This window comes from Campylobacter sp. CFSAN093229, assembly GCF_011068225.1.
GTDB classification, from domain to species: Bacteria; Campylobacterota; Campylobacteria; order Campylobacterales; family Campylobacteraceae; genus Campylobacter_D; species Campylobacter_D jejuni.
Genome location: NZ_JAAMXB010000008.1, coordinates 1 through 14,125, shown reverse-complemented (window position 1 = coordinate 14,125; position 14,125 = coordinate 1). Strand labels below are relative to the sequence as shown.

Here is a 14,125-nt window from a genome sequence, read left to right as displayed (position 1 = left end):
AATGCAAATTCCTAGCAAGTTAAAACCTTATTATGAAAATATAGCTTTTGAGCAAGAAGACTCAAAGATGATTATCAATTTAGGCCCTCAACATCCTTCAGCACATGGAAATTTACGCCTTATTTTAGAACTTGATGGAGAGCAAGTTGTAAAAGCACGTCCTTGTATAGGTTATATGCATCGTGGTATGGAAAAAATGGCTGAAAATATGATTTATCAAGAATTTATTCCTACTACTGATAGAATGGACTATATCGCTGCTTCAGCAAATAATTATGCTTATTGTGCAGCGGTTGAAAAGCTTTGTGGTTTAGAGATTCCACGCCGTGCAGCAGTGATACGTATGATGCTTTTAGAATTAAATCGTATCACATCACATTTGCTTTGGCTTGCCACTCATGCGCTTGATATTGGTGCGATGAGTGTGTTTTTATACTGCTTTAGAGAACGAGAATATGTTTTGGATTTGATAGAAAAGTATTGTGGTGCAAGGCTTACACATTCTTCTATGAGAATAGGCGGGGTTATGCTTGATTTACCTGAAAATTATTTAGAAGAAATGCTTGCATTTTGCGATAAATTTCCAAATGATTTAAAAGATTATGAAGATCTTTTAGATGATAATAGAATTTGGCGTTTAAGAACTGAAAATGTAGGTGTAGTTACTAAAGAACAAGCCTTAAATTGGGGTTGTACAGGTGTGATGTTAAGAGGAAGTGGCATAAAATACGATATACGCAAAGAAGAGCCTTATTTGCTTTATAATGAAGTTGAATTTGGTGTGCCTTATGCTACACAAGGGGATTCTTATGCAAGATATAAAGTTTATATGCAAGAATTTCGTGAAAGTTTGAAAATCCTTAGACAATGTGCCACGCTTTATAAAGATACTCCACCTGAAATTTTAGCTACGCATCCTGAGTATGTAAGTGCTTCAAAGGAACAAATTTTAACGCAGAATTATTCTTTAATGCAGCATTTTGTTTTAATCACTCAAGGTTTAAAACCCCCTAAAGGTGAAGTTTATGTGCCTACTGAAAGTCCAAAAGGTGAGCTTGGCTTTTTTATCCATAGTGATGGTACAGGAAGACCTTATCGCTTAAAGGCTAGAACGCCTAGTTATTGGCATTGTGCGTTTTTTGAAGAAATGCTTGTAGGTACTTATTTAGCTGATGTTGTAGCCATTATGGGTAATGTAAATATAGTTTTAGGCGAGATAGATCGATGAGAAGAGTAGATTTAAGAAAAAGCAAAGAGCTTTTTGAAGATTTAGCACAAATCATAAAAGAAGCAAAACAAGGTGAGGTTTTAGTGGTGCTTTTTGAAATCGGCGATTTTTCTCCTGTTGAAAAAAGTTTTTCTTTTGTAAAAGAACAAGGCTGTGAGCTTTTAAATTCTTTGAAATTTAATCAAGTGGATTGGACTATTGTTATAAAAAAGGAGAGAGTATGATTTATGATAATGCTCTTTGTTTTTTAGATATGCCAAGCCTTAAAAACAAAAATTTATGTGAAAAAATAGGTGTAAATAGCATTAATATTTCTTGTTTGGAAGATAAAAACTTAAAAGCTAAATTTTACAAATGCGAAATTGCAAGTTTGAGTTTTGTTTTAGCCTTGCTTTGTAAATTAAGCGATGAAAGGCATTTTTGCGATTTAGATGAGGGATATTTAAGTGCTGAATCTTGTTTTGGAGAGGAAGAAGCAGGTGAAGTGCTTGCTTTTTTAAAAGAGGCTAAGTATTTAATTATAGATAAAAATATCCATTCTTACAAAGATAGTGAAAATATCAAATATTTTTTGAATTTCTTAAGCGTAAAATATGAATTAAAGATTTTAGATAGCGATGAAGAAGAATGCGATTTTAAAAAGGCAAAATTAAACACCCTAAAAGAACTAGATAATTATGATGGTTTAGTGCTTTTTAGAGCAAATTTGCAAGATAAAAATTTACATTGTTCAAGGCAATTTTTACAAATTGCAAAATGTAAAGATCAAAGTGAAGTTGAAATTTTGGCTAAAGATTTTAGTCTTAAAACCAAGCTTTGTTTAGATGAAAATTTACAAGGCACCATAGCTTTTTTAAATTATGAAAACAATGGTTTTGATTTTACTCCAATTCGCATAAAGGAAGCAAAATGACAGTTAAGATTAATGGTATAGATTGCGCCTTTGAAGAAGGCGAATATATTTTAAATATAGCAAGAAGAAATGATATTTTTATCCCAGCGATTTGCTATCTTTCAGGCTGTAGTCCTACTTTGGCTTGTCGTATGTGTATGGTTGAAGCTGATGGTAAAAAGGTATATTCTTGCAATACTAAAGCAAAAGAGGGTATGGTTGTAGAAAGTGATTTGCAAAATCTTTGGGATGAAAGAAATGAGATCATGCAAGCTTATTGCATCAATCATCCTTTAGAATGTGGAGTTTGCGATAAATCAGGCGAGTGTGAATTGCAAAATTTCACTCATAAAAGTCGTGTAAATGTTCAAAAATATTGGATTAAAGACACACATAAACCGCATAAACATTGGGGAATGATTAATTACGATCCCGCACTTTGCATAGTATGTGAGCGTTGCATTACGGTTTGTAAGGATAAAATCGGTGAAAGCGCTTTAAAAACTGTTCCTCGTGGTGGCGATAGTGTAGATAATAGCTTTAAAGAGAGCATGGGAAAAGATGCTTATGCGATTTGGACTAAATTTCAAAAAAGTTTGATAGGCCCTGCAAATGGCGATACGCTTGATTGTTCATTTTGTGGAGAATGTACAAGTGTGTGTCCAACAGGGGCTTTGATAGGTTCGAAATTTCAATACACTTCAAATATTTGGGAACTTAAAAGAATCCCTGCTTCAAATCCGCATTCAAGCGATTGTGAGTTGATGTATTATGATATTAAGCAAAGTGGTATTAGCAGTCAAAAAGAAAAAATTTATCGTGTGAGTAATGATTTTGCTTTTGCGAGTTTAAATAAGGCTGCAAGATTTGCTTTTGATACACAAAATGAGGCGGATAAAGATGAAAAAGCCTTTGAAGAACTTGTGAAACTTTTTGAGAAAAATGAAATTAAAAACATTAAATTTAATAGTTTTATTACCAATGAAGAAGCTTTGATTTTGCAAAATTTAAAAAAGAAATTTAATCTTTCTTTGATCAATGAAGAAGCTTTGAAATTTAAAGAATTTTTACAAGAATTTATCGCTAATTCTGGCGAGTTTTATAGCGCTAATACTCAAGATATAACAAAAAGTGATTTTTTGGTTGTAGCTGGAACGCTTTTAAGATATGATGCTCCAACGCTTAGCTATAAAATCAATAATGCTTTAGTGATGAGTAAAGGATCAGGGCTTTATTTTCATCCTATAGAAGATGCGGGTATAGCAAAATATTCTAAAAATTTTATCTCACACGTTCATAAAAGTGGCGATGAAGAGCAAATTTTATATTTTTTACTTCAAAAATTTAGCCAAGATGAAGGTATCAAAACTCATTTAGCAGAGTTTTTTGTTAGTGAAAATAAAGAAATAGAAGAAAGTATCAATGAAGAAGTTGTAGAACAAGTCATAGAAAAAGATGAAGAAGGCAATGAAATTCAAAAAGAAGTAAAAAAAGTCGTACCTAAGAAAGTAAAAAAAATTATAGAAGTCCAACGCTCTGTTTTTGCTAAAAATTTAGGTATAGATGAAGATAAACTAGAAGATTTATTGCTTAAAAAAGTAAATTTTGCTCTTGTTATAGGGAGTGATTTTTATTTTCATAAAAATGCCAAAAAACTTGCTAAATTACTTGCTTTGATCCAAAATACCACTCCTTTTAAAGTCTTTTTAAATCCTACACATACCAATACCTTAGGTGTAGCTATGATTTGTGATTTGGATAAAAACACACAAGAGGGCAAGACTTTAGGTTATAATGAAAAAGGTGATTTTAGTTTTTCTTATGAAGAGCATGCAAATTTAGCTAGTGCGAGTTTAAATCAGCAAGAAGGAACTTTTTTAAATTATGATAAAAGAGTGGTGCCAACTAACGCTGCTTTAGAATTTAAGGGATATTTTTTAAATGATTTAGCTAATGCTTTAGGTTTTGATGAGGAATATACTATAAATTATACTAAGAGACTCCCTATAAATAAAGGTTTTTCTCCGATTGATTTTGATCATTTAGACAATTTTTATACTAATGCAGGTGAGTGTAAAAGGGGGTATGAGCTTAATTTAGAATGTTTTAAACAAGTTGCTAAAAAAGAATTCATTTCTCCAAATTTTGAAAATTTAAACCCAAAAGAAGATGAAATTTTGCTTTATAGTGCTAATCCTAGTTATCAATTTGGTAGATTTTCAAATCGTGCTAGTGCGATTAATGAGGTGATTTTTTTAGGTGTAAGTGAAAATTTAGCTAAAGAGAAAAATTTAAAAGATAAAGATCTTGTAAAACTTAAAGTAAAAGATAAAGAATTAAGCCTTAGCGTGCGTGTGGATAAGGATATAAAAAATGGGGCTTTCTTGCCGTATTTTGATGAAAAACTTGACACGCTAAGCTTTTTTGATGAAAGATTTGTTGTGGCGAATTTAGAAAAATTAGGAGCAAGCCATGAGTGATTTTGCTTTTTTTGCTTTAGAGGCTTTGATTAAATGTATTATTATCATTGCAATATTTGCGAGTTTAGCAGGTCTTGCAACTTATGCTGAAAGAAAAGTTTTAGCTTATTTTCAAAGACGCATAGGGCCTGATATGGTAGGGCCTTTTGGGCTTATTCAACTTGTAGCTGATATGATAAAACTTTTTACTAAAGAAGATATAATCCCTTCAAATTCGCAAAAATTTATTTTTGCTATAGCACCTTTGATTTCTGCTATTTGTGCTTTTGTTTCTTTAGCAGCTATTCCTATGCTACCTGAATTTACTTTATTTGGAAGAGCGATTCAGCCTATAGTGGCAGATATTAATGTAGCTTTGCTTTTTGTCATCGGTACTTCAGGGCTTTGCTTTTATGCGGTATTTTTGGGTGGACTTGCAAGTAATAATAAATGGTCGATTTTAGGGGCTGCAAGAGGGCTTGTAGCGATTATTTCCTATGAAAGCGTAGGAGCTTTAGCTTTGATCGCTATTGTAATGCTTGTAGGTTCTTTTTCTTTGGTGGATATTAACAATTATCAAAGCGATGGATTTTTTTCTTGGCTTATTTTTAAACAGCCCTTGGCTTTTGTGCTTTTTATAATTGCTTTATTTATAGAGACTAATAGAACTCCGCTTTGTTTGACGGAAAATGATGCTGAAATTGTAGCGGGTTATGGAACGGAGTATTCGGGTTTAAGATGGGGTATGTTTTTTATAGGTGAATATGCTTCTATGATAGCTGGAGCTATTTTGGTAACTCTTTTGTTTTTAGGGGGTTTTAATAGCTTTTGGATTATTCCTGGTTGGATTATGATGATAGTAAAATCAAGTTTTATTTTCTTTTGGTATTTTTGGGCAAGAGCTGCTTTTCCGCAATTGCGTCCAGATCAAGTGATGAAAATGTGCTATTTGATCTTAATCCCTTTAGCGGTTTTAAACCTTTTAATCACTGCTTTGGCAGTTCTTTTATAGGAGTTTGATATGAAAAATTATTATTTAGTGGATGAGAAAAGAAAAACTCCTGTTAGCACTTGGGAGAAAATTTCACAAGCTTTGCGTAGAAGCATTAAACTAGAGCTTTTTGTAGGGCTTTTTGTGATGATGAGAGAATTACTTAAGAGAAATAATAGCGCTACGATTAAATATCCTTTTGAAAAGGTAAAGCTTGACAATCGTTACCGTGCTGTTCATCGTTTGATGCGTTTTATAGAAAGCGAAAATGAAAGATGTATAGGTTGTGGGCTTTGCGAAAAAATTTGCATTAGCAATTGTATTAGAATGGAAACTTCTTTAGATGAAAATGGGCGTAAAAAAGTAGGAAATTATAGTATTAATTTAGGGCGTTGTATTTATTGTGGTTTTTGCGCTGAGGTTTGCCCAGAACTTGCTATAGTACATGGGACAGAGTATGAAAATGCAGCCGAGCAAAGATCTTATTTTGGCTATAAGCAAGATTTTTTAACTCCTATTGATAAGCTTAAAAATCAAGTTGAATTTGAAGGAGCGGGAAGCCTTAGAAAGGATGCAAATTTGTGGGTTAAAAAAACACCAAATTATTACGATGCGATGCTTGAAAGTGCCTTAGAAAATCAAAACACACAAGAGCAAGGAGAAAACAAATGATAGAAAATTTAGCCTTTGTATTTTTTAGTGTAGTGGTTTTAGGCTTTTTTACTATTGCGGTTTTAAGTAAAAATATGCTTTATTCTCTTTCGGCTTTAGCAGGTGGAATGGTGTTTTTATCAGGATTTTATTTTTTACTTGATGCAGAGTTTTTAGGCGTGATACAAATTATTGTTTATAGTGGAGCTGTGCTTGGACTTTATAGTTTTGCGATGATGTTTTTTGATGCTTCTAAAGAATTTAAAGAACAGCTTAAAGCTAAAAAAAGTTTTTTTACTTTGGTGGTTTTAAGTGCAATTTTACTTTTGGCCATGCTTATAGGTTTTAAATACCAAAATATCAGCACGGATTTGCCTTTAAACGATCCTGCTTTGTTTGATTTTAATAAACAACTGGCTTTAGCGATTTTTTCAAAATATCTTTTGGCTTTTGAGTTTATAGCTATTTTGCTTTTGATTGCTTTAGTTTGTGCTATCACTCTTACTCATAAAGAGCTTACAAAGGAAAAACAATGATAGAAAAGTATTTTTTTGTCGCCATTTTAATGTTTGTTATAGGGCTTGTAGGGATTTTAAAAAGACAAAATCTCATTATGCTTTTTATTTCGAGTGAAATTTTATTAAATAGTGCTAATTTAGCCTTAGTAGCAGCTTCTAAAATGCACAATGATTTAAATGGACAGGTTTTTGCACTTTTTATCATGGGTGTAGCAGCTTGTGAAGTAGCTGTTGGTGTAGCTTTGTGTGTGCTTTGGTATAGGAGAAAAGGCACTTTGGAATTAAAAAGCTTAAAAGAAGTGGAGGCTTAGTATGCAAAATTTAGCTTTGATTTCTCTTTTTAGTCCTTTTATAGCTTTTTTGTTTGCAAGTTGTTTTGCTTTGAGTGAGAAAAAACAATTTGTAGGGATATTTTGTTCACTTTTAGTAGCTTTAAGTGCTTTTTGTTCTTTGTATTTGCTTTTTTGCAATGAAGCTTTTAATGTGAGTTTGTTTGAATGGTTTGCTGGAGTAAATTTTGGCTTTGATATAGATGCCATTTCGCTTACTATGATGAGTGTTGTAGGTATTGTAGCTACTTGTGTGCATTTTTATAGTATTTTTTATATGGCTCATGATGAAGGTTTTAATAAATTTTTTGCTTATTTGGGGCTTTTTGTCTTTTCTATGCTTTTTTTAGTTATGAGTGATAATTTCTTAGGACTTTTCGTAGGTTGGGAAGGTGTAGGGCTTTGCTCTTGGTTGCTCATAGGTTTTTGGTATAAAAACGATACTTATTCTTTTGCGGCTAATGAAGCTTTTATTATGAATCGTATTGCGGATTTGGGTATGCTTTTAGGAATTTTTTGGCTTTATTTACAAGCAGGAACTTTAAAATATGATGAAGTTTTTTCTATGGTACAAAGCCTAGATCATAACGCTTTGATCTTAATCGCAACTTGTTTATTTATAGGAGCTATGGGAAAATCTGCACAATTTCCTTTTCACACTTGGCTTGCTGATGCTATGGCAGGGCCAACTCCTGTTTCTGCCCTAATCCATGCAGCAACCATGGTAACAGCGGGGGTTTATTTGGTAATTCGTGCGAGTACGCTTTATGATTTAGTTCCTGAGGTTTCTTATATTATTGCCTTGCTTGGAGCTTTTGTAGCGATTTTTGCAGCCTCTATGGCTTTGGTGGCTAGGGATTTAAAACGCATTATTGCTTACTCTACCTTATCGCAACTTGGATATATGTTTGTGGCTGCAGGACTTGGGGCTTATGGTATAGCTTTATTTCACTTAGCTACACATGCTTTTTTTAAATCTTTACTTTTTTTAGGTGCTGGAAATGTAATGCATGCTATGAATGATAAATTAGACATTAAAAAAATGGGTGGACTTTTTAAACCTTTAAAATTTACGGCTATTTTGATGTGTATAGGATCTTTAGCTTTAGCAGGAATTTATCCTTTTGCAGGATTTTTCTCTAAAGATTTGATTTTAGGATATTCTTTCATTTCTTTTCATCACGGTATTTTTTTAGTGCTTTTAATCGCAGCTTTTTTAACAGCATTTTATAGCTTTAGACTTTTAATGTTGGTATTTTTTACCCCTGCAAGGCATGATGAACATCCACATGAAGCAAGTAAAATCGCACTTTTGGCTATGAGTCCTTTGATGGTTTTAGCTATTGTTGCAGGATTTTTTGAACATAGTTTTTTTGAATATTTAAGCACAAAATTAGTTTTTATTGATGCACAAAATCAAATTGTAATGATTTGTGCGAGTGTAGCAGCTATTTTGGGTGTAATTTTGGCTATTTTTGCTTATAAAAATTCTTGGTTTAAGGAAAGTATTGAAGAAAATAAAATTCACAAACTTTTAAGTAATGATTATTTTATTCCTAGATTCTATCATCAATTTATCGTTTCAAAATATGAAAGTTTATGTGCGATTTTAAAGCATTGCGATCTTTATATTTTTGATAGAATAGTTGAAAAAATTGCTTTGTATTCTCAAATTATTTCACAAAAAATGATTATGCCAAACAGCTTAAACTTAATGCTTAGATTTTTGGTGGCAGCTTTTGTGATTTTGTTGATTTTGGTATGGATGGTGTAAAATGCTAAATTATTTGATATTTTTTCCTTTAATTTCTGCTTTTGTGGTTTTGCTTTTAAATCGTGGAGGCGTTAAGGTTTTTAGCGTTGTTGTAAGTTTTATGATTTTGGCTTTAAATTTGGATATTTTTGCGGATTTTTTACAAGGGGTAAGCTTTGATTATAATCTCTCTTTTAAAATTTTGAAATTTTTTAGCTTTCATGTAGGAGTAGACAGTATTGCACTTGTATTGATGCTTTTAAGTTCTTTGATGATATTTTTAAGCTTTTTATTTTTAAAGCTGGAACAAAAAGCACTTGTATCTTGTATATTCTTTTTAGAATTTGCTATTATGGGGCTTTTTAGTGCAAAAGATGGTTTGTTATTTTATGTTTTTTGGGAATTTTCTCTTTTGCCTTTGCTTTATATTATGGGAGTTTATGGTAAAGATTTTAGAGCAGGGGTGAAATTTTTTATCTATGCTTTTGCGGGTTCAATTTTAATGCTTGTAGCATTGATTTATCAAGCTTATTTGAATTATCAACTTTTAAACATCTTCACTTTTGACTTAGAAATTTGGAAAAATAATGCCTCGGCAGTAAATTTTACAGAGCAACTTTTACTTTTTGGAGCATTTTTTATCGCTTTTGCTATCAAAGCTCCTTTATTTCCACTTCATACTTGGGCACCTAAGGTTTATGCAAATTCGCCTGTACTTGTTTCTGTAATGCTTGTAGTTTTTAAAATGGCTCCTTTTGGATTTTTGCTTTTTTGTTTACCGCTTTTTCCAGATGCGAGTGTGTATTTTATGCCTTTAATTGTAGCTTTATGTATAGTGAGTATCGTTTATAATGCTTTAATTGCTTATAGAGCAGAAAATATTAAAGAATTGATCGCTTATAGTTCTATTTCACATCTTGGTGTGATGATTTTGGGAATTTTTTCTTTAAATGCTTTGGGTATTAGTGGTGCGGTTTTTTATATGTTTGCACACGGTATTGTAACGGGAGCTTTATTTTTAATGGTTGAACTTTTATACCAAAGATATTATACTTATGATATTTCTTTTTACCATTCTTTGGCCAAAAAAGCACCTTTATTTTCAATTTTCTTTATGTTAATTTTACTCGCAAGCGTTTCTTTGCCTTTAACTGTTTCTTTTGTGGGAGAGTTTTTAATTCTTTTAGGTATAGCAAAGATTAATTTATTTTACGCTTTGTTGGCAGGTTTGGTGATTATTTTGGGAGCGATTTATATGTTCGCAGTATTTAGAAAAATATTTTTCATGCAAAAACAAAGCTTTATAGAGAGTTTTTCTTTACGCCTTAGAGAAATAGTAGCGCTTGTGTGTATTGTAGTAATGATTTTTGGACTAGGGCTTATGCCAAATATACTTTTAAAGCCGATACAAAAAGATGTGGATAATCTTATAAAAACAATGAATATTAGAGCTGTTGAGCAAAATACTTTAGATTTTTTATCTAAAATAGGAGAGGCAAATGTTAAATAATTTTTTAAATTTAGAACTTTTAAATATAAGCTTATCTTATCCATTTTTATTTTTAATTACAACTGCAATAGTTCTTTTGCTTTGCTCTGGTTTTTGGAAATTTCATCGATCGTTTTATATCGGTATAAGTTCTTTATCTTTAATTGTAAGTGCTTTTTTGATTTTAAATAATGCAAATGCTCAAGGTTTAGAAGCAAAAGCTTTTTTGACTACTTTAAATAATGATATTGTTTCATTTTATGCTTCTTTGGTGATTTTGTGTTTTTCATTTTTATATCTTTTAATGCAAAAAGAAGAAAATCAAGGTGAATTTTATGCTTTATTTTTATTTATGATCGCATCTTTGCTTTTGATGGTTTCAAGCTCAAATTTAGTGCTTATTTTTATAGGACTTGAAAGTTCTTCTTTAGCACTTTATACTTTAATAGCAATGCGTGGAAGTGATAATGCTATTTCAAGTGCGATAAAATACTTTAGTGTAGCGGCTGTAGGAGCTGGGTTTTTTGTTATGGCTGTAGCTTTTATTTATTTAAAAACAGGAACTTTAGATTTATCTGCTAATTTAGCGTTAAAAAACGAGTTTCAAAAAGATCCCATGCTTTTGGGTGCTGGAGTGATGATTTTTGTTCTTTGTGCAATCAAGCTTTCTTTGGCACCTTTTCATTTTTGGCTTAAAGATGTGTATTATGCAGCACATACAAATTTGGTTGCTTTTATTTCAGTTGTGCCAAAAGTTGCCATGTTGGTTGTGGTTATTCGTTTGTTTGATTTTTTAAATAATACAGGTTTTGAATATATCATAATAGTTCTAGCGATTTTTTCTATGCTTATAGGTGCTTTTGCGGCTCTAAGTCAAAACAATATCAAAAAAATGTTTGCTTATAGTTCTGTAGTGCATTCTTCTTTGGTTTTGGTAGCTTGTATTCCTTTATTAAAAGAACAAAATTTTGATGGGATTTTGCTTGCTATTTTTGGATATTGGACTTTATTTGCTTTTGCAAATTATGCTGTATTTATGATTTTAAGCAATTATGAGAATAATTCTTATGAGAGTTTAAATGGGCTTTTGGTTAAAAAACCTTTAATTGCTTTTTGTTTAAGCATTAGTGTGCTTTCTTTAGCAGGTATCCCGCCTTTTGGAGTATTTTGGGGTAAATTTATGATTTTAAATACAGCAATTTTAAATGGATATTGGTATTTGGCGCTTTTTGTGGCTTTATCTTCTGTTATTATGCTTTATGCGTATTTAAAGATTTTAATTCATGCTTTATTTATGAAAAATGATAGGGTTCATAATATTAAGTTTAGTTTTATACAAAATTTTATTTTAGCTTGTTGTGTTTGTGTAAGTACTTTTGCTATATTGTTAATGTTATAAGAGTTTTGCTATAATTATTTTTATGAGAATATTATTTTTAATTTTATTAAGTTTTTTAAATGCTTTTGCTTTTGAGCTTGTTTTAAACACGGGTCGCGAAAATAATCAAGCTTTTGCAGTTTTACATGCGAGTAATGATTTAGAATTTACATGTCAAAAATTTATTACCGAAGCAAAAGTTCATTTTGAATGTGATATTGCAGGTATGGTTGATAATAAATTAAAAGATCAGAGTTTTTCTGCTTTTGATTTAAAATTTATACAAGAAGCTCAAAAAATTAAAATGATCATTTTGCCAAAAATACAAGCAAGAATGTTTGACACTTCTCAAAATATTTATATAGATAAAGAACTTAGTTCATCAAGTTCGCATAAAAGTAAGGCTTTTACTTTTATTTTTACACCAGAACTAGTACGCGTTAAAGACTATGATGGACTTGATTTTAATATCAATTTTCCACATGAGAGTTTGCCTTATGTTGGAGCTTTAGATTTAAATTCTGATCCTGTTGTTATTCCTCAAAGTGCAGATATCAATACTTATTTACGCATCAAAAAAGAATACGATAAGGCTAATTACAATCAAGTTGTGATTGATGCACAAAATGCTATCAATAGATATCGTGGCAGTATTTTTACTAGTGAATTTATACTTTATAAATTAAGAGCTCAAAATAAACTTTACACTCAAGATCCAAGTATGCGTGATCAACAAATTTTAGAAAAGATGATTGATGATGCTAAAAATTGGACGCGTACTTTTACAAGTGATAAAAATTTTTCAGAAGTTTTACATATAATGTTAAGAACTTATATCGCTTTAGCCCAGCGTGCTGATGTAGAGTATACAATGTCGATTTTGGATAATGAACAACCTAATAATTATTTTACTCAGTTATCAAAACTTGATTATGCAGACTATATTTATAATTTAAATGAAAAAGAAAAAGCTCTAAATATTTATGAAAATACTTATTTTAATACAAAAAATTTAGATTTAGCTGCAAGAGCAGCTATGAGTTTGGCAAAGAATTTACTTTCAAATGAGCAAGTAAATAAAGCTATAGAGTATATTAATACCATTTTAAAAGCCAATCCTGAATATTTTGGAAAAGATATTCCAAGATCTTTAGAACTTGCTAAATTATTTAATCAAAAAGGACAATTTGATATAAGTGCAAGTATTTATGAAGATGCCTTTGCTAAAATGTCAAAACTTGATCCAAGTTATGAAGAAACTTTAAAAGATTTAGCCTTAGTTTTATCACATACTAACAGATCTAGTGATGCTAAAAAATACCTTGATTTATATATGGATGATTATTTAGATGGTAAGTATTTAGATGAAATCAAAAAAGCAAGTGATGAGGTATTCTTTGCTTTAGGTGATAATAATGCAAGCTTTTTGCATCAGCGTTATACAGATTTAATGAAGCAATATGCAAATAAAGATGAGAATATTGCAAATAAAGCTTTAGATGAAGATGTTGCACTTTATTATAAAGAGGGAAATTTTAGCGCTATTTTAGCTTATAAAGATCTTATAGAAAGTAAAAAAATTCCAAATGCTACTCAATTTTTAGAGAAAGCAGCCATTAATGATTTAAAAAATGCGATAAAAGCTGATAATTGTATCAATGCTGCAAATATTTTTATGCGTTTTAGTGCTTATGATATAGGTCAGAAAATTGAGAATAAAAAACAAATGTTAGCTTGTCTTATCAGAACTTCTAATGTTGAACAAGCACTTGATTATATAGATAAAAATTATAATGAAGATTCTATATTTTATGGTCTTCAAAAAGCATCTATTCTTTTTGATAATAAACAATATCCTCAGGTGATTAAAATTTCTAAAGATATAGCTAATTCTAGAATTTTAAAAAGTGATGATGAGAATTTTAAGGCTTATTATTTGCAATTTTTATCTTTATTGCGTTTAAATGACTATAATCAAGCCATTAAAATTTTGCAAATTTTAGAAAGTTTTCCAATGAATTTTAGTATGGTGGAAGCTTATGATGCTTTACTTTCTTACGCTAATGATCATAATATGCAAACAACTATTTTAACTTACGCACCTAAGGCCATTGACTATCAAAATTTTAAAGGTATAAATCTTTTTAGTCCTAATTTAGAATTTATGTATCTTGATGCTTTGGCTAAAATCAATAAAAATGAAGAAAGTTTAGCTGTTTTAACAGATTTACTTAAATTAAAACTTTCAGATGAAGATAGAGCAAGAGCTTTATATATCCAAGCCTTAACTTATGAAAGAATGCAAAATGTACAAGCTGAAAAAGAAAGTTTAAAACAATGTCTTGAAATCAAAAGTGCTTCAAATTGGCAGAATTTATGTAAGAGTAAAAATCAAATTTTAAATCAATAAGTAAATTTAGAGATAACTAGCTTTTTG

12 protein-coding genes are annotated in these 14,125 nt (G+C 30.7%); all 12 read left to right on the top strand.

The annotated features are described in order from the left end of the window. The first annotated feature begins 1 nt into the window (after window position 1). The 12 genes from nuoD to FBE93_RS04445 are packed head-to-tail and all read left to right on the top strand — an operon-like array spanning window position 2 to window position 14,098. Complete coding sequence (gene nuoD / locus FBE93_RS04500) at window positions 2–1,228, top strand: NADH dehydrogenase (quinone) subunit D (RefSeq protein WP_002934211.1); 1,227 nt, start codon at window positions 2–4, stop codon at window positions 1,226–1,228. Next, complete coding sequence (locus tag FBE93_RS04495; RefSeq protein ID WP_002824979.1) at window positions 1,225–1,452, top strand: NADH-ubiquinone oxidoreductase subunit E family protein; 228 nt, start codon at window positions 1,225–1,227, stop codon at window positions 1,450–1,452. The genes nuoD and FBE93_RS04495 overlap by 4 nt, the downstream gene beginning before the upstream one ends. After that, window positions 1,449–2,141, top strand: coding sequence for a hypothetical protein (locus tag FBE93_RS04490; RefSeq protein ID WP_002934213.1), 693 nt, complete (start codon window positions 1,449–1,451; stop codon window positions 2,139–2,141). The genes FBE93_RS04495 and FBE93_RS04490 overlap by 4 nt, the downstream gene beginning before the upstream one ends. Further along, window positions 2,138–4,600: an NADH-quinone oxidoreductase subunit G gene (locus FBE93_RS04485; RefSeq protein WP_002934214.1), complete on the top strand. Its 2,463-nt coding sequence runs from the start codon at window positions 2,138–2,140 to the stop codon at window positions 4,598–4,600. Before FBE93_RS04490 ends, FBE93_RS04485 begins: the two co-directional genes overlap by 4 nt. Next, window positions 4,593–5,591 (top strand): NADH-quinone oxidoreductase subunit NuoH, encoded by a 999-nt coding sequence (gene nuoH / locus FBE93_RS04480; RefSeq protein ID WP_002934215.1) that lies wholly within the window; start codon window positions 4,593–4,595, stop codon window positions 5,589–5,591. Before FBE93_RS04485 ends, nuoH begins: the two co-directional genes overlap by 8 nt. A gap of 9 nt (window positions 5,592–5,600) precedes the next feature. Continuing rightward, the gene (gene nuoI / locus FBE93_RS04475; protein WP_002934216.1) at window positions 5,601–6,242 is read left to right on the top strand and encodes an NADH-quinone oxidoreductase subunit NuoI; all 642 of its coding nucleotides are present in this window, start codon (window positions 5,601–5,603) and stop codon (window positions 6,240–6,242) included. Further along, on the top strand, window positions 6,239–6,757 hold the full coding sequence (locus FBE93_RS04470) for an NADH-quinone oxidoreductase subunit J (protein WP_002870708.1): 519 nt from the start codon (window positions 6,239–6,241) through the stop codon (window positions 6,755–6,757). The genes nuoI and FBE93_RS04470 overlap by 4 nt, the downstream gene beginning before the upstream one ends. After that, window positions 6,754–7,050, top strand: coding sequence for an NADH-quinone oxidoreductase subunit NuoK (gene nuoK / locus FBE93_RS04465; RefSeq protein ID WP_002851490.1), 297 nt, complete (start codon window positions 6,754–6,756; stop codon window positions 7,048–7,050). The genes FBE93_RS04470 and nuoK overlap by 4 nt, the downstream gene beginning before the upstream one ends. A gap of 1 nt (window position 7,051) precedes the next feature. Continuing rightward, the gene (gene nuoL, locus FBE93_RS04460) at window positions 7,052–8,842 is read left to right on the top strand and encodes an NADH-quinone oxidoreductase subunit L (RefSeq protein WP_002934217.1); all 1,791 of its coding nucleotides are present in this window, start codon (window positions 7,052–7,054) and stop codon (window positions 8,840–8,842) included. Between the two features lies 1 nt (window position 8,843). Further along, window positions 8,844–10,331 carry an NADH-quinone oxidoreductase subunit M gene (locus tag FBE93_RS04455; RefSeq protein ID WP_002934218.1) on the top strand — a complete coding sequence of 496 codons (1,488 nt, stop codon included), beginning with the start codon at window positions 8,844–8,846 and terminating at the stop codon, window positions 10,329–10,331. Beyond that, window positions 10,321–11,709, top strand: coding sequence for an NADH-quinone oxidoreductase subunit N (locus FBE93_RS04450; RefSeq protein WP_002934219.1), 1,389 nt, complete (start codon window positions 10,321–10,323; stop codon window positions 11,707–11,709). The genes FBE93_RS04455 and FBE93_RS04450 overlap by 11 nt, the downstream gene beginning before the upstream one ends. Window positions 11,710–11,731: 22 nt before the next feature. Next, window positions 11,732–14,098, top strand: coding sequence for a flagellar protein (locus tag FBE93_RS04445; RefSeq protein WP_165434215.1), 2,367 nt, complete (start codon window positions 11,732–11,734; stop codon window positions 14,096–14,098). Window positions 14,099–14,125: the final 27 nt, after the last annotated feature.